Consider the following 17611-nt stretch of genomic DNA (forward strand, 5'->3'; position numbering starts at 1 on the left):
ATGATTCATCCTTGATTTTTGATGTCGACCATCTCCCCATCACCCCATCACCTCAATGCCTAATTACTCATGCAACCAAGGAGTTAAGTGAGGTTGCCAAGTTACTAATTCTTCATCCTTAAACCACAGCGCAATTTCCTTTTGTGCCGTTTCTGGAGCATCAGAACCGTGGATCAGGTTGCGACCAACATTAATGCCAAAATCGCCGCGAATCGTTCCGGGTTCGGCGTTTAAAGGGTTTGTGGCACCAATGATTTTTCTGGCAGAAGCGATAACACCATCACCTTCCCAGACCATAGCGACAACGGGGCCAGAAGTGATAAATTCTACTAAACCAGGAAAAAATGGTCTTTCCCGGTGAACGTCGTAGTGTTGTTCAGCTAATTCTCGGCTGACTTTCTGAAATTTCAAGCCAATGAGGGTAAAGCCTTTAGTTTCAAAGCGACCAATAATCTCACTTACTAGTCCGCGCTGTACACCATCAGGCTTGATTGCTAAAAATGTGCGTTCCAAAGCTATCTCCCAAAACTTAATAAAGTTTTTATGCGTTAATTGTCAGTTGTTTAGATGTCTTTTGTCTAGTAGTGCCAGAAAATTCCGATTTTGACTCTAAGAGGATGTTTTAAAAGTTTTTAATGTATAAATAAACCCCTCTCCAAACCTCTCCCCGACGCGGGGAGAGGCTTTGAAACCCCCATTCCCTGGTAGGGAAGGGGGGCAGGGGGGTTAGGTTCTTGGAAATTATTGGTTTCATCTAATACTTTTCAAACAACCTCTAATAGAATTCAGGAGTTAAGCAGTTTATGAGTTCAGGATTTCTTCAGTTGATAGTCAACACAGAAGCCGTCCAAATTCCTGCAAATTTGATGATTTTGCAAAAATCACATTCGCTGCTGTTGTTCGTTCATCGTGACACTTAAACTCCTTAACTCCTTCTTAACAATCAAAAATTCTTACTGATTACATATCGGTTACCAGATGAATGCGCTAAATTGTTAATTCGTGGGCGAAAAACAGAGGTCAGGAATAAATGGGTGTTGAATCAACCGCTGATGAAATTGTGAAAATGCCTGCCAACGGGCATAAATCGGAATTAAAAAGCCAGAAACACAAAAAACTGCTGCCACCTAGTACAAGTACAGAAGATTTACCTCGGTCTTGGAAAATTGAAGACAGCGAAGACCTTTACCGAATTGAAGGTTGGGGAAAGCCTTATTTTTCCATCAATGCGGCTGGTCATGTTACAGTTTCCCCCAAAGGTGATCGTGGTGGTTCTCTCGATTTGTTTGAACTAGTCAATGCATTAAAGCAGCGCAATTTGGGACTTCCCATGTTAATTCGCTTTTCTGATATTTTAGAAGATCGGATTGAGCGGTTGAACGCTTGTTTTGCTAAAGCGATCGCTCGCTATAATTATCCTGGTGTTTATCGTGGTGTGTTTCCCGTTAAATGCAACCAGGAACGCCACTTAATTGAAGATTTGGTGCGTTTTGGCAAACCACATCAATTTGGGCTAGAAGCCGGTTCTAAGCCAGAATTAATGATTGCGCTGGCTGTGCTAGATACCCCTGGAGCCTTGTTAGTTTGCAATGGCTACAAAGACCGAGAATACATTGAAACGGCAATGTTATCCCAAAGGTTAGGACAAATACCAATTATTGTCATAGAACAGATTGAAGAAGTCGATTTGGTGATTGCAGCTAACCTTCAATTGGGAATTAAGCCTATTTTGGGGATCAGGGCTAAACTCAGTACTCAAGGAATGGGACGTTGGGGAACTTCCACCGGCGATCGCGCTAAATTTGGGTTAACAATTCCGGAAATAATGGAAGCAGTTGATAAGTTACGAGCAGCTGACTTACTCGATTCTTTGCAGTTGCTGCACTTCCATATCGGTTCACAAATCTCTGCCATTAATGTGATTAAAGATGCCATCCAAGAAGCCAGCCGCATCTACGTAGAGTTGGCGATGCTGGGGGCAGATATGAAATATCTGGATGTTGGTGGTGGATTGGGTGTAGACTATGACGGTTCTCAAACCAACTTCTACGCCTCGAAAAATTATAATATGCAAAACTATGCCAACGATATCGTGGCAGAGTTAAAAGATACCTGCGCTGAACGGCAAATACCCGTACCTACACTGATTAGTGAAAGTGGCAGAGCGATCGCTTCCCATCAATCAGTTCTCATCTTTGATGTTCTCAGCACTAGCGATGTCCCCCTTGAACTTCCAGAACCTCCACAAGAGGGAGAATCGCCCATTATTAATTACCTTTGGGAAACCTACCAATCCATCAACCAAGAGAACTATCAGGAGTTTTACCACGACGCTGCACAATTTAAAGAAGAAGCCATTAGCCGCTTTAACTTAGGAATTTTGCGCCTCAAAGAACGTGCTAAAGCCGAGCGTCTTTACTGGGCTTGTTGTCAAAAAATTCTCAAAATCACCAGACAACAGGAATACGTACCCGACGAATTGGAAGACCTAGAAAAAATCATGGCTTCCATCTATTATATCAATCTCTCTGTGTTTCAATCAGCACCTGATTGTTGGGCAATTGATCAACTATTTCCGATTATGCCCATACATAAGCTAGATGAAGAACCAACACAGCGAGGAATTTTGGCAGACTTAACTTGTGATAGTGATGGTAAAATTGACCGTTTTATCGACTTGCGTGATGTCAAATCCGTTCTAGAACTGCACAAATTCGTGCCTGGAGAACCATATTATATGGGAATGTTCCTCAATGGAGCTTACCAGGAAATCATGGGCAATTTACACAACCTCTTTGGTGACACCAACGCTGTTCACATCCAATTGACCCCTAAAGGCTACCAAATTGAACACGTCGTCAAGGGAGATACCATGAGTGAAGTAGTTAGCTACGTGCAGTACGACTCAGAGGATATGGTAGAAAACATCCGCCAGCGTTGTGAGAAAGCCTTAGAAGAAAAGCGCATTACCCTAGCCGAATCTCAGAGATTGTTACAAACCTATGAACAAAGTCTCCAAAGATATACTTACTTGAATAGTTAGTAGTCCCAGGTCATTAGTCATTAAATCATTTACAAAAAAAAGGGAACAGGGAATAGGGAACAGAAACTGTCTTATTCCCTACAACTTTAGTTCTGAGTTTAAAGCTCAGTCAGAAAAGAAAATTTGTTGAAAACGTAGCCCGAACAACAAAACGTCCAAGTTTTCAATCTCACTCTTTTAAGGGTTGGTTTAACTGTTAAGAGTTCCCTATGACTAATGACTAATGACTAATGACTAATGACTAAATAGAATTTGTCCCTAACAATTCCGCGATCGCTTGGCGTTCTATGGGAGTATCAGAAGGTGGTGTTTGACGAGCATCAGTAATCAGCCAGTCTAAAGCCGCAGCTTGGACATCAATGGCTGCTCCTGTTTTATCTACACAATAACGTCCAAATACCAGCTTATCTACCAAACGCACCCCTGGCCCCAAGCGTGACCATTCAAAAATCACACTGTTATCTACAGTTGCACCACTGCAAATCCAGCAATTGGGACCAATCATCGCCGGTCCAATTATTTTCGCTCCATCTTCAATTCTGGTCATACCGCCAATATAAACTGGGCCTGTAATATCCACCTTGTCCCAATTCACCGCTACATTTAGACCAGTGTAAATACCAGGAGCTATTTCATGACCGGGAATTTGCACATTTTTGATTTCCCCTAGCAACACACCTCGAATCGCCCGCCAGTAATCTGGTACTTTACCAATATCTACCCATTCAAAATCCATGGGAATAGCATAGAAAGGCGCATTAATTTCCACAAGTTTGGGGAACAAATCACCACCAATGTCAAACTCTACCTCAGAAGGAATATAGTTAAACACCTCTGGCTCAAAAATGTAAATACCTGTGTTGATATTAGTACTGAGAGCGTCCTCTGTAGAGGGTTTCTCTTGGAAAGCTTTGACGCGATTATCTTCATCCGTCACAACTACCCCATAACTAGAGACTTCTTCCTGGGGGACAGACTTTGTAATAATAGTTGCAATTGCCCCCTTGGACTTATGCCACTTTACCGCCTCAGTTAAATCTAAATCAATCAGCGCATCGCCGCACAATACCACAAAGGTATCATCAAAAAAGGGCGAAAAGTCTTGAATGCGTCGCATCCCTCCAGCCGAGCCGATTGCTTCCCCTACAAGTTTACCGTCATCATCAATTTTTCCTTCAAAAGAATAACCAATCTGCACGCCAAACCGCTGACCATCACGGAAATAATTTTCTATTTCCTCAGCTAAATGGCTAACATTGACCATAATTTCGTCAAATCCATGTTGACGTAAAAGTTCCAGTAAAAATTCCATCACTGGTTTTTGCAGGATGGGAATCATCGGTTTGGGAATGGTATAAGTAATAGGACGAACACGAGTACCCTTACCTGCTGCCAGAATCATCGCTTTCATAAGATTTTATTCCTCAACCCCAAGCCAGTTTACTTTCATCGAGTGATACTTAATCATCAGTTTTTATTGGGTTCTAAACTAAAGCTATAGCTAGATGATTAACCAGTTATCCTTTAAATTTAATCGGATTCTGGGTTTTGCTGATACAAAAGTTCAGTAAATTCTATATATAGCGTGTTTAAACAAGCTTACCTCTGGTCATCTCAATTCTGGCTACTTGCTGATCAAAAAACTCTTGGCATCAGAGTGCGGTTCCCTAATCATAAGTCTTTAACGGGACACGATATCACTTGCCCATCTGGGTTTAAGACCACCACTAACTTTACCCCAAAGCGACGGGTTTAAAGCCCGATTTGAAATTCCTTGTTCTCTGTTGGTAAGCGAATTTTAATCTCCTGATAAAATTCTTCTTGAAATAGTTCTACCTTGGATTGAGCCGACAGCAGTAGTAATGCCCAAAAAATGCTAACTAGGTGACTATGTTCTGAGTTATGGTCATCGCTATTTTTATCTGGTTTTTTTGTCTGTATCCACAACTCTAGAAGTTGTTCTAAATTTACATAATGTTCCTCTAAATTTAGCTCTTTTGTCGATAGATGCAACACCTGCTCCAGTTCTAGAGCTACTTCCGTCAGATTTTCTTGGTGAGCTAATTCTAGCGCCTCCCGCATGGTTCGCATACTGGGCTGACGCTTGGGACGGTGAGGCTGACTGGCCTTATCTACCCGTTTTAGCTGATTAGCCATAATCTGCAATTGCTTGACTAGCTCTTGTAGAGTCACGCGACGTTTTGCAGGTGGCATTGCCGCTGGACGGCGACGCAAATGTCGTTCTAATTGCAGACGATGAGCAGGATATAATACCCCATCTTCACCTTCAATCATTGCATCATCTATAACTTCTTCTTCAGTATTATCTACTGTTGACAATTGCATTAATGTATTTGCTTTAAATAAAACAAGCATTGATGCTGATAAAAAAGCCTGTCCAGATTGAGACAAGTCCGCTTCATAACCTCTGGCTGTTGCCTCTGGTGCCATTAGTTCTAAATAACGGTCAATCACCGAAATTACTTGTACATCCCAAGGGTCTATTTCTCCTTGTTCAGCTTGGTCAATCAGACGTGTAATTGTTTCTAATAGCTCGGCAGCATCCATCAATTTTAGATTTTAGATTTTAGATTTGTCTTGTCCTTCAACAGACAAAGTTTTTATTGACACAACTTTATTAAAACCTACGTATCCCTAGCGGGACAGTCAGCACTATTACGAATTACGAATTATTTTAATGATCTGTTTCAGGTGGAGATTCATAGCTAACAGTAACATTAGATACGAAATTACCATTTTTACCGTTTTTGATAGCATCAAATGTGCCTTTGATAGTACCAGCTATTGGCACAGCTACCAGTGTTCCTAACAAACCAGCAATTTCAAACCCCATCAAAATAGAGACAAAAATCCATAGGGGATTAAGTCCAATAAAGTCACCCATTAATTTAGGAGCTAAGAGGTTATCTTTAATTTGTTGTAAGATAGTTGCTACCATTGCCACTGGAAATGCTAACCAAGAACTTTGTAATAAAACCAACAATGTTACTAAGCCTATACCTAAAGCTGCCCCTACAAAGGGAATAAGTTCGGAAATACCAATAATGATCGCAAATAACAGGGCAAAGGGTATTCTCATAAATAGGAAAATTGGCGTGAGGGCGATGACCATGAATAACGCCAGCAGCAGTTGGCTGAGGAAAAAATTCTGAAAATTTAGCTGTAAGGATTTAGTGAAAGGGATGCCAATATTAGATGGTAAGAGATTGACTAGACCAGACCAGACGCGATCGCCATATAGCAGCATATAAAACGCCAGCACAAATACTAACACCACATTAAATAATCCTGACAACAGCGTCCCCGCAAACCCTACCGCACCGGAAGCTATCTGTTGCACCAAATTTTGAATATTAGCATTGATTTGATTAGTCACTAGGCTCAAATCAATATTTATACGTCGCTTACGCGCCAATACCTGTAAATTACTAAGGTTGTCTTGACTGGAAGCTAACCAATCAGGAATTTTATTTAAAAGTTGGATTGTTTGCTCAATTACCATCGGTAAGAGGGTAACACCTAAAATAATCAATAAAGCTAGAGTAATCATCAAGACAATTATTACTGACTGAGTGCGTGTAATTCTCACTCTCTCAAACAACTTCACCGGGTAATTGAGTAAAAAAGCCAGAATTGCCGCAATACTGAGAATAGTAATTGGATTCTGAAAATAACGAAACAGCACAGACAGTAGCCAGACATTAAGAGCGATAATCGGACCACTCAGACCATAAATTAACAGAGTTTGGACAGAGGCTGAACGGCGCATCTTGAGAAAAATAAAGAAAATTTGTCAATCTGGCATTGTTACTGATTCCCATGATAGATATTTTTCTCCAAGAATTGTATAAACCTATCTGATAACAAGGAACCAAAACTCTATGGATAAAAGCATAGCTGACCTTCGCAAAGACTATACCTTGCAAGATTTGAGTGAAAATCAAATTGACCCTAATCCTTTTATCCAATTTAAAATTTGGTTTAATCAGGCAACCTCAGCACAATTACCTGAACCTAATGCCATGACTTTGGCTACCTGCACACCAGACGGTAAGCCTTCAGCGCGAATGGTACTACTGAAGGATTTTGATGAACGGGGCTTTGTTTTATTCACTAACTACAACAGTCACAAAGGACAAGAAATAGCGGCAAATCCTTATGGGGCTTTGGTTTTTTGGTGGGCTGAACTAGAACGCCAAGTTAGAATTGTGGGAACTGTAGAGAAGATTTCTGCTGAAGAGTCTGATGGGTATTTTGAAGTACGCCCCCATAATAGTCGCTTAGGTGCTTGGGCTTCTAATCAAAGTGAGGTAATTCCTAGTAGGGAAGTTTTGGAGCAACAATTACAGGATTTCCAGCGCAAATATGCAAATCAGGAAGTTCCTAGACCACCTCATTGGGGAGGTTTTCGGATAATTCCCCAGGAAATTGAGTTTTGGCAAGGTCGTTCTAGCCGTTTACATGATAGGTTGCTTTATACTCGCTTAGATGATGGCAGTTGGAAAATAGAGCGTTTATCACCTTAGGTAAAATAAGCTGTTGTGCATTTAATTTGTATAAGTCTGGCGGGCAAGATGCCCACCCCACAAGATTTAACAATTTTAGGATTATCAAATTTAGGTGCTTAACAGCTTAAAATCAGCGGGAAGTGGTTCCCATGTGACAGTCGGTGTTTTTGGAGTTGGGTGAGTTTGTAAAATCATAGAATTATTTATATAGGAATCCGGTTTGATTCCTGTTCGCGGTAGCGTGCCGTAGGCATATTTACTCGTAGAGGCAGGGGACCCTTAACAGAAAAGAAGGAATATAAGGTGTACTGAGTTCGTAAGCGCAAAGCGCAGGCTGCGCCAACAAAAATCAAATATTATTCCTATAGGTGATCAGAATTAGGATTTACAGGATTTTCAATGTTAAAATCAGAAACGATTTGAAATGATTTGGATATTCTTTAACCTCCCATTTTCAACCAAGCAAATATTTGATTAACTGTTAATTCTAAATTGATTCCTTCTAAAACTGGTAACTGTTGATCATTTCTAAATAACTCCGGTTGTTGTTGGGGACGAAAAACCAAAATAGAACGATCTTCAGGATCTATCAACCAACCCAATAAACAACCATGATTTAAACAATATAAAATATTATCTATCACCCGATTTGAATTTTGTTCAGGAGACAGAATTTCAATTGTCCAATCTGGAGGTATGAAAAAATCATTAGGAACTTCTTCATCAGCAGTAAAAAGAATATTTGACCATTTAAAAACTGCAATATCAGGTACTACGGAACGCACACCAAAACTACAACGCAACTCAGGAAAAGCATAAGCAATTTTTTCGACTTCAGTGATATCGTTAATACGATTACAAAGTTTTAATTGTAAGCGGCTATGTTTCCCTTTTGGCATTGGTTTGGTAATAATTTCACCGTTGATATATTCTCTGACAGGTTTTGTTTCTGGTAGTTTGAGAAATTCTTCTAGAGTCAGGGATTGAGTGATTACTGTGGTCATTGTTCCTGAATCCTGAAAATAGGATGCAATTTTAATGTAACAGAAGTTTCTCTGCAAAACCCAAAAAGGGGTTGACAAAATTCTGATTTTTGGGTATGATTAGGTTATGCGTGGAAAATGTGCGCGCATATAATATAGGTTATTTAAAGATATTGTTTGTCTGAATCAGGATTTACAGGATTTGAGGATTTGCAGGATGTTGGTTTGCGTTCAGGTTTTTGAGTTTGAGGATTTTCATGATATTGTTGTTGTCTGAATCAGGATTTTCAGGATTTGAGGATTTGCAGGATGTTGGTTTGCGTTGAGATTTTTCGGGTTTCGGTATTTTCAGGATGCTATTGTTGGTTTTAGATTAGTATTTGTGATACATTAATTTTAATTGATTAAGAAAATTACTTCGTTTGTTTCCAACTCATTATAATCATAGTCAAAACAACATCCAATCATCTACACTCTTCAAATCCTGAAAATCCTCAAATCCTGAAAATCCTGATTCAGACAAAAAACGCGCTTCAGCGAAAGTAAAGAAGGGAAAAGAAAAAAGCGCAGAGCGCAAGAGGGAAAGAGAGCAAAGGGTTACTGAGTCCTGGAAGATACGACTACACGGAAACCCATGATGCTGTCCTTATGGACACGCGTGTTCAAGTTCCGAACGGCAGAACGACAGCCTGTACCGAAGGCGTTCCAAGAACTACTACGTATTAATCTAGTGTTAACGTTTAGACTTGTCAAGGCACTACCATCTATGGGCGCATTACTATAGTTTTGTTGATAGTCATCTAAACACCATTCATACACATTCCCGTGCATATCATACAAACCAAAAGCGTTAGGGGGAAAAGTGCCTACATCTGTGGTTTGTTGACGATACTGTCCTTTTGGTGCAGAAGCATAGGGATAATTACCATCATAGTTTACCAGATCCGGGGTAATACTTTCACCAAAATAAAAAGGTGTAGTTGTTCCCGCTCGACAAGCATACTCCCATTCAGACTCACTTGGTAATCTGTAGTTTTTTCCTGTTTTTTGGCTTAACCCCTGACAGAAAGCAACTGCATCATCCCAACTAACTTTTTCAACTGGGCGATTATTACCTTTGAAGTTTGAGGGATTAGTGCCAATAATAGCTTGATATTGTGCCTGTGTCAATTGATATTTTGCCATGAAGAAACTGGGAACAGTAACTTGATGTTGGGGACTTTCATCTGAATCTCGTTGTGCTTCATTTTCTGGTGAACCCATGTAGAATGTTCCCCCTGGTATTTCCACCATTTCCAAAGTCACACCATTTCCCAAGTCTTCGGTAAAGTAATTTGCTGAGGAGTTACTTCTACTAATAATGCTTCCTGTAGAGTCGGTTTTCACAACTTCAAAGTTGAAACTATTCAGGTTATTGGAAGAAGTTGTAATTTCAGGAGTTGGTGTATTTTGAGGAGTTGGTGTATTTGCAGAAGTTGTAATTTCTGGTGTTGATTTTTGATTTTTAGTCCCAAATATATTTTGTACAACTACTGCAACAGTCACACCACCAATAAATAAAGCACCAGTTTTAATAAAACCACGACGGGAAGAATTTGTGAATTTTGGAGGAGGTTGTAAAACCTGTAAAACTTCCTCCGCTGATTGATAACGATTTTGATATTCTAGTTGTAATAACTTATCTAAAATTTGTCCTAATTCTAAACTAACAGATTGCTGTAAATGACTCCGCCATTTTTTCACCCAACTGTAACCTTGAGTTTTCCATAACTCCCAAGGATGAACTCTAGTCATTAAATGAAAACAAGTTGCACCTAAACTAAATAAATCACTTGCAGGATAAACTTCCCTATCTTCCATTTGTTCCGCAGCAGCATAACCAAAAGTACCAATTTTTGTTCCTGGACGCATTGTCCCCTGGAGTTGTTTGGAAGCACCAAAATCAATCAAAAACAATTTACTATCACGACGACGCATGATGTTTTCTGGTTTGATATCTCGGTGAATGATATCTTGATCATGAACTGTTTTCAGAACTGGTAATAGATTAAGTAATAATTCTCGGATTTTTTGATTATCAAAAGTTTCTCCATTTGCTAATTCAATTAATAAATTCTCACCGTCGATAAAATCCTGAATTAAATATAAACAGTCATCTTCATCAAAATATGCCTGTAATTGCGGAATTTGAGAATGATTAAGGTCTTTTAGCTGTTTTGCTTCTTGATCAAACAAATCTTTGGCTTTTTTTAATGCGTAGGTATTCTGAGTTTGGGGTGCAAATTGCTTAATTACGCATTTTTCATTTAATTTATCAATATCTTGGGCTAAATAAGTTTTACCAAAACCTCCACCACCCAAAGGTTTAACCGGACGATAACGGTTTCTGAGGATAACCAAAGGAACACCGCAGTTAGGACAAAATTTGGTTTTGTCGGGAACAGGTGGGTTATAGCAGTCTGGGTTCAGACAACATATCTGAGACATGGGTGGGTTTTGGTAGATACTTTGATATTTTCAATATATACAATGATATCGGCAAGAATTACGTAAAGCACCTATTACAAGTTTTGTCTTGTTCCCAGTCTCTGACTGGGAATACCATCATAGAGTCTCTGACTCTAATATAAAGGAAGGCAGAGCCTTCAATAATTCATTCCCACACAGAGTATGGGAACCAGAAAATCCTTTCATCCTGTAAATCCTGGTTCAGATAACAATGTATATCGCAAATAAAAACCACCCCAAACAAATAGGATAATTATCAAAGCACCAATACCCAACATATTGGGAAGCCAGAAAACTACTTCTATATGGTTTAGTTCACCTGGTTTGAGTTTCCATATTAGTTGTTTACCATCTTTTTCTGGTTGAATTGCATCTTCAGTTTTTTGAATAGTTTTAACTCCCCAAGGTGTCTGCAAGCTAAAGTCTAAATTCAGAACGGAAGCAGAACCAGCTAAAACGTTTCTTTTGCTGGTAAGTGCAGAAAGGGAACGCAAATCTAAATCGTAAATCAAACGATTTCTTGATAATAGCAAAAAATTGTTTTCCTCTACAAGTAAGTTGGAAGCAATAGTTGGTATTTCTGAATCTTGGGGGACTTGATTAGGATTTTGAGAACTGCGGTAATTGAAAAAGCCGCTAAATTTTTCTTGTAATTCTCTCCCATTACTGAAGGGAATTTTCACAATTAGTTCTTCTGGAGAAATTCGCTTTGCTGAACCTTCTAATTTTCGCGCTCGACGTTCTAAACTATTTAACCATTCCCAGATATAATCACCGCTAAAGCTGGTTAATTTTTCAGATAACTGAATATGCTGTACTATTTCGCCGTTATTCGTATTGTTATAGTTAATTCCTAAATCATATTGAACGCAACCAGATAACATGAAAGCGGCAGATATTACAACCCAGGAAATAGGTTTTAGTCTGTTTTTGATAAACCTGAAAGTAATTGCTGCAATCAAAGATAATACAATTTTTTGTAAATTAGATATATTCATGATTTAATCATCTCTCAAAAACTTAACCAAACTAGATAGGAAATAGTTATACCCACAGCAATTAATGCTGCCCAGATAAAACTATTATCTCTTGTATTAACTTTGCTAAGGTCTACATATTCTGGTTCCGCAGACTTCTGTCTAGGGATAGATTTTGTAGGTTTAACAGCGACAAGTCTTTTGGAGTCGTGATCAGAAATTGCAGCCAAATCGGGGATTTCTGTCATCCATTCTTTTGGTCTTTGCAGTTTGGGCGCTTGTAAAATATAGATTAACTGCCGTGCTTGTTTCTTGGTTTCGTAGTGGGGATGACGACGAAGTTGTTGACAAAGTGCGATCGCATCATCAGTCCTTCCAGCCGCTTCATAAGCCGTTACTAACCAAATATCGACTTCACCTGCAAAGCGTGTATTCCTTGCTAACAAGACGCTGGCTTGTTCTAAATTTTCTACAGCTTCCCGATATTGCCCATTTTCAAAGGCAAGTTTTCCAGTTTCGTAATGAGATTTGGCAATTTCTAAACTTTCTGTAGTCATTGGTCATTGGGCATTGGTCATTGGGCATTGGTGGTGATTTGTAATAGGGAATTAAGAAAAGCAAAAAGGTTAGAGTTTTTCCAATTACCGATTACCAATCACCAAATTATTATTTAAACTGAGAACCCAGAATCATGGTTCCAATCCCCACATCTGTGAAGATTTCTAACAGCAGGGCGTGAGGAATGCGACCATCAATGATGTGTGCGGCTTTGACTCCTTGGGCGAGCGATCGCACACAACAAGTCACTTTAGGAATCATACCCCCGCTGACTATGCCATCGGCAATTAATTCACGAGCTTCAGGAATATCTACTTTGGCAATTAAGGTAGAAGGATCTTGATAATCTTTTAAAATCCCCCTGGTATCGGTGAGCAAAATCAACTTTTCCGCCCCCAGTGCAGCAGCTATTTCCCCCGCAACAGTATCAGCGTTGATATTGTAAGCTTGTCCGCTATCATCAGCCGCCACGCTAGAAACTACGGGAATATAACCATTTTTAGACAAAGTATCTAAAATTTTGATATTCACATTGCTGACTTCCCCCACAAAGCCAATACCTTCATCACCTTGGGGACGGGCGGTGATTAAGTGACCATCTTTACCACAAAGTCCCACCGCCATACCACCAGCTTGGTTAATCAAGGAGACAATTTCTTTATTGACTCGACCGACTAACACCATTTCCACAACATCCATTGTAGCTGCATCGGTGACGCGCAAACCATTCTTAAACTGTGCCTCAATTCCCAGTTTACCTAACCAACTGTTAATTTCTGGTCCACCGCCATGTACTAAAATTGGTCGCAATCCGACGCAAGACAAAAATACAATGTCGCGGATAACTTTATCTTTAAGGGTGCTATCTTTCATCGCTGCACCTCCGTATTTGACAACAACGGTGCGACCAGCAAATTGTTGAATGTAAGGTAGTGCTTCGCTGAGGATTTCGACGCGATTAGCTTCAGCTTGCCTGATGTACTCGTTATCGTTCACCATCATGAGGATCTTCCAATTTTGGATTTGAGATTTAGGATGTCAGGTTGTTATAGCAATACCCGGTAAGCGTAAAGCTCAGTCACAAAGCGTGCTGAGATATAAGCAACACGGGCGGTTTTAACCGCCTTCAATCATATACTACCAAGTATCTTGACAATCTTATACCGGAATCGGTAGTATAAGATTGGAGGTAGAGAGATGCTAGTTTTTGAGTTTAAGGTTTACGGAAAATCAGTTCAGTTAGCAGCAATAGATGATGCAATTCGCACTGCCCAATTCGTTCGTAATAGCTGTATTCGGCTATGGATGGACGTTAAAGATACAGGTAAAAACGACTTGCAGAAATATTGTGCTGTTTTAGCGACTAATTTTCCATTTGCCTCGGAACTCAATTCAATGGCTAGACAAGCTAGTGCTGAAAGAGCATGGTCTTCTATTACCCGATTCTATGAAAACTGTAAAAAAGGTATTGCCGGTAAGAAGGGCTTTCCTCAGTTTCAGAAAGATTGCCGTTCTGTTGAATACAAAACTTCTGGTTGGAAACTTGAGGATAATCGTAAATCCATCACTTTTACCGACAAAAAAGGTATTGGCAGATTAAAAATTAAAGGAACTCGTGACCTACATTTCTACCAAATCAACCAAATAAAACGGGTGAGATTGGTAAAACGGGCTGACGGTTATTATTGTCAATTTTGTATTGATGTTAACCGTCAAGAGAATGTAGAACCATCAGGAAATACGATTGGATTAGATGTAGGGTTAAAAGAATACTACACCGACTCTAATGGCGTAATGATTGAGAATCCTAAGTTTCTTCGTGAAGCAGACAAAGTTCTTAAACGTTCGCAGCGTCGTGTTTCTAGAAAAGTCAAATGGTCAAAAAATAGAGGCAAAGCTAAGACTTTTTTAGGAAAACGCCACCTCAAAATAAGTAGGAAACGTAAAGACCATGCTGTGAAATTAGCACGGTGCGTAGTTCAGTCTAACGACTTGATAGCCTATGAAGATTTGAGGATTAAAAACATGGCGAAAAATCATTGTTTAGCCAAGTCAATAAATGACGCATCTTGGTATCAGTTCCGTGTCTGGCTTGAATATTTTGGAAAAGTATTCAAGAAAGTCACGGTAGCGGTCAACCCGCAATATACAAGCTCTGAATGCTCTAGTTGCGGTGAAATTGTCAAGAAAACGCTATCCACTAGAACGCACGTTTGTAAATGTGGTTTTGTAATGGATAGAGACGAAAATGCAGCTAGAAACATCCTTAGTCGAGGATTGAGTACCGTAGGGCATACGGGAACTTTTGCGCTAGACAAGGCAGATGGGGGGAGATTTATTCTTCCCCCAAACTGCCGCGCAAGCAACGCTTTGGGAGATGAGACCTCTGCTCAGGCTGGAGAAATCCTGTTTAAGTAAGTCACGTCGTTGATTAAAGAATCTCAGTGTCTTTAGACCTGAGAGTGTCAAATGATCAAAACATGAAAGCAACTTAGGATCACAAAAGTTCCTCAGATCAATTTCGGTGTTGTGAATCTTCAGTTTTGAGAATGCTGGGAATTACTTCTAAGATGCGTGTGGCAATTTGTTCTGGTGTTTCTGATTCGGTGATGGTAATATGTAAATCTGCCTGAGAGTAAAGCGATTGGCGTTGTTCGAGGAGCGACCGCAATTTATCTTCAGGGTGAGAATCTTGTAAAAGTGGCCTTGTCTGATCTTCTGCTAACCGATGCAACAGAATTTCCACCGGCACATCCAGCCACACTATCAACCCGTGACGCAAATAGCCCCAATTTTCCCGCTTTAGTACAATTCCGCCACCAGTGGCTATGGTCAACTTAGTATAAGCACAAACTTGAGCTAAAATCTCACTTTCCAATTGGCGAAATGCTGCTTCCCCTTCATCTGCAAAGATCTCATTAATGGATTTTTTAGCAGCTTTGACTATAACATCATCAGTATCCAAAAACCCATAACCTAGTTGCTGTGCTAGTAAGCGCCCTACTGTCGTCTTACCCACACCCATCATCCCAATTAAATATAGGTTGACTCCTTTTAATAAATTACTCACCAAGTGACTTTACTCCAGTTTTATGATTTATTACTGATAAAGCAGATTGCAGATCAATGAGGTACAGAATCAAAATTGAAACCTAGACACATTATTCGCCAGTTTTACTCCTGACTCCTGTACGGGCGTATTGCAATACGCCCCTACTGACTCCTGAATTCTGCTGGAACTGATTTAAACCTTGCTATTAACAATACTTTTTTTCATGTCTATTTTCAATTGCGCCGCTAAAATTGGATTACGCAGCAATAGGTTACTTTCTGCGGCTAGATGAGATTTAAAATTTTCTTCCATTAAGCGTTCAATTACATAGTCCCTGAAAACGATGCCAGGTGATAAACAAAATACTTGTGTGTTCATGAGCGGGGCTGTAGAATTAACATCTGACCGCACTTTAGCTTTTTCAATCAGCGATCGCCGTTGCAGTAATTCTATCGTTTCCAGAATTAACCTTTGTGCTAATCGTGGTGACAAGCCGGGAATAATATTACTCGGTACAGTAAGCATAGAAGCGCAATCTGGATTCAGCGCCAGCCAATATATAATAGATGTCTCTAACTCCGACAAAGGATGGAACTGCTGATCTAAAATCCGGCGAATATCACCAAACGCTAAAGTACCCTGTTCCAAAAACTCATAGATACTACCACCAAATAAATCTTGAATAGTCGTAGCAACTAATTTTAAAAATAAGGGATTACCAGCATAGTAGTCAATCAATACACTACATTCAGTATATTGAAGTTCAGCGAATCCTTTAGCTTTGAGGATAACTAGGCTATCTTTCTTGCTTAAACCAGTCAAGTTTACAGAACGAACAGGTAGTTTTTTTCCTTCAATAGCCGCAATTTCCGGCGGTTTTTGTCGGCTAGTTAATAATAAGCAGCTTTGATGTTGGGAATCTCCCACCCTTCTAATTAATTCACCATAACCCTCATAACCAGGACGATATCGAATCTGTGAAATAACGTAAGGTGTATTACGTTCCGTGGGCGAAGAAACTTCAGTATTTTCTCCATCAGCACTAGATAAAATTGAGTCAACATGATCTAAGACCAAAAGACAACGAGCATTGCGTAAACTCTGAATCAGTTGGGAAATTCTGCTATTCAGAGTTGCTGTCTGATCTATCTCTAGAGTTGGCGATAATATCTGCATGATATTACTTAAGATTACATCTATCGATGGGCATAGATGTAGCGATCGCCAAATCACATACTCAAACTGATCTTGAATTCCTTCTGCTAACTTGATAGAAAAAGCAGTTTTACCAATTCCACCCATCCCCAAAAGTACAACTAACCGACAGCGCTGTTGTAAAATCCAGTCTGAAACTGTGGCTAATTCTGTCGTCCTTCCACAAAAGCCACTGACATCAACGGCTTCACCCCAATCTTGAATTTTTGGGGATTTCAGTTCAATTAACTCCGTTTCTTGCTCTTGCGTATCTTTGATCAAAGTGACGATTGGGTTTAATTGAATCCAACTTTTTTTATATCCAGCCTTTTCTAACAAATGAGTCACATGACTCCAGTTTTTGACCTTGACTGAGTATCCGGCTTGAGTACTCAGCATATCCTCTATGTATTTATATAATCCATTAGACAAATAAACTCTGACTGTACTGCTACTGCGACTTTGATAAACTCTATTCGCTATTTCCGCAGGACTACAACCACAAAGCAAACCTCTCAGGAATTTCTTTTCCAGCGGTGTTAAGGCTTTTCTCTTTGCAGAAGCTAAATCTAAGTATAATTTCTCTAACTCCCAATTTTTTTGAGCTTCTATAAATTCTTCTTCCACTGGTTGAGAACCTAGTACCATCATCATTGTTATTAGTATATTTACAGTTAGATAGCGATATACTAACGTTTGTTATGTAAAGTCAGAATAAACTAATGATAAATTTATAACGAAATTAATAACGATTGTTAGGTGCGTTC

14 protein-coding genes are annotated in these 17611 nt (G+C 39.6%); 3 read left to right on the top strand and 11 right to left on the bottom strand.

Features of this window, described 5'->3' with window-relative positions; genetic code table 11:
- Window positions 1–63 precede the first annotated feature (63 nt).
- Window positions 64–513: a nucleoside-diphosphate kinase gene (gene ndk, locus A9Y75_RS06020; protein ID WP_071188605.1), complete on the bottom strand. Its 450-nt coding sequence runs from the start codon at window positions 511–513 to the stop codon at window positions 64–66.
- Between the two features lie 517 nt (window positions 514–1030).
- Here ndk and speA point away from each other — a divergent pair.
- On the top strand, window positions 1031–3043 hold the full coding sequence (speA, locus tag A9Y75_RS06025; RefSeq protein ID WP_071188606.1) for a biosynthetic arginine decarboxylase: 2013 nt from the start codon (window positions 1031–1033) through the stop codon (window positions 3041–3043).
- A gap of 241 nt (window positions 3044–3284) precedes the next feature.
- Here the strand turns inward: speA and A9Y75_RS06030 are convergent, their stop codons facing one another.
- From A9Y75_RS06030 to A9Y75_RS06040, 3 genes are all read right to left on the bottom strand, one after another.
- Window positions 3285–4454 carry an NDP-sugar synthase gene (locus A9Y75_RS06030; RefSeq protein WP_071188607.1) on the bottom strand — a complete coding sequence of 390 codons (1170 nt, stop codon included), beginning with the start codon at window positions 4452–4454 and terminating at the stop codon, window positions 3285–3287.
- A gap of 341 nt (window positions 4455–4795) precedes the next feature.
- A complete protein-coding gene (locus tag A9Y75_RS06035) occupies window positions 4796–5611 on the bottom strand; it encodes a ScpA family protein (protein ID WP_071188608.1) in 816 nt (271 codons plus the stop codon).
- A 127-nt stretch (window positions 5612–5738) separates the two neighbouring features.
- Entirely contained in the window at window positions 5739–6833 is a 1095-nt protein-coding gene (locus tag A9Y75_RS06040; RefSeq protein WP_071188609.1) for an AI-2E family transporter, read from the bottom strand.
- Between the two features lie 112 nt (window positions 6834–6945).
- Between A9Y75_RS06040 and pdxH the strand changes: the two genes are divergently transcribed.
- Window positions 6946–7590, top strand: coding sequence for a pyridoxamine 5'-phosphate oxidase (gene pdxH, locus A9Y75_RS06045; protein ID WP_071188610.1), 645 nt, complete (start codon window positions 6946–6948; stop codon window positions 7588–7590).
- A 422-nt stretch (window positions 7591–8012) separates the two neighbouring features.
- Here the strand turns inward: pdxH and A9Y75_RS06050 are convergent, their stop codons facing one another.
- The 5 genes from A9Y75_RS06050 to argB all read right to left on the bottom strand — a co-directional run bounded on the left by A9Y75_RS06050 (window position 8013) and on the right by argB (window position 13600).
- Window positions 8013–8576, bottom strand: a complete 564-nt coding sequence (locus tag A9Y75_RS06050) for a Uma2 family endonuclease (RefSeq protein WP_071188611.1) — start codon at window positions 8574–8576, stop codon at window positions 8013–8015.
- Between the two features lie 576 nt (window positions 8577–9152).
- The gene (locus tag A9Y75_RS06055) at window positions 9153–11042 is read right to left on the bottom strand and encodes a bifunctional serine/threonine-protein kinase/formylglycine-generating enzyme family protein (protein WP_071188612.1); all 1890 of its coding nucleotides are present in this window, start codon (window positions 11040–11042) and stop codon (window positions 9153–9155) included.
- Between the two features lie 203 nt (window positions 11043–11245).
- Complete coding sequence (locus A9Y75_RS06060; RefSeq protein WP_071188613.1) at window positions 11246–12061, bottom strand: DUF3153 domain-containing protein; 816 nt, start codon at window positions 12059–12061, stop codon at window positions 11246–11248.
- Between the two features lie 14 nt (window positions 12062–12075).
- On the bottom strand, window positions 12076–12597 hold the full coding sequence (locus A9Y75_RS06065) for a tetratricopeptide repeat protein (protein ID WP_071188614.1): 522 nt from the start codon (window positions 12595–12597) through the stop codon (window positions 12076–12078).
- A 109-nt stretch (window positions 12598–12706) separates the two neighbouring features.
- The gene (gene argB / locus A9Y75_RS06070; RefSeq protein ID WP_177176117.1) at window positions 12707–13600 is read right to left on the bottom strand and encodes an acetylglutamate kinase; all 894 of its coding nucleotides are present in this window, start codon (window positions 13598–13600) and stop codon (window positions 12707–12709) included.
- 195 nt (window positions 13601–13795) lie between these two features.
- On the opposite strand from argB, the gene A9Y75_RS06075 reads away from it, so the two are divergent.
- The gene (locus A9Y75_RS06075; RefSeq protein ID WP_071188615.1) at window positions 13796–15016 is read left to right on the top strand and encodes an RNA-guided endonuclease TnpB family protein; all 1221 of its coding nucleotides are present in this window, start codon (window positions 13796–13798) and stop codon (window positions 15014–15016) included.
- Window positions 15017–15113: 97 nt separating this feature from the next.
- Here A9Y75_RS06075 and A9Y75_RS06080 read toward each other — a convergent pair whose 3' ends face one another.
- Entirely contained in the window at window positions 15114–15668 is a 555-nt protein-coding gene (locus A9Y75_RS06080) for a shikimate kinase (RefSeq protein ID WP_071188616.1), read from the bottom strand.
- A 174-nt stretch (window positions 15669–15842) separates the two neighbouring features.
- Window positions 15843–17495 carry an NB-ARC domain-containing protein gene (locus tag A9Y75_RS06085; protein ID WP_071188617.1) on the bottom strand — a complete coding sequence of 551 codons (1653 nt, stop codon included), beginning with the start codon at window positions 17493–17495 and terminating at the stop codon, window positions 15843–15845.
- Window positions 17496–17611 lie beyond the last annotated feature (116 nt).

The sequence above is a fragment of the Trichormus sp. NMC-1 genome, assembly GCF_001858025.1.
Taxonomy (GTDB): domain Bacteria; phylum Cyanobacteriota; class Cyanobacteriia; order Cyanobacteriales; family Nostocaceae; genus Anabaena.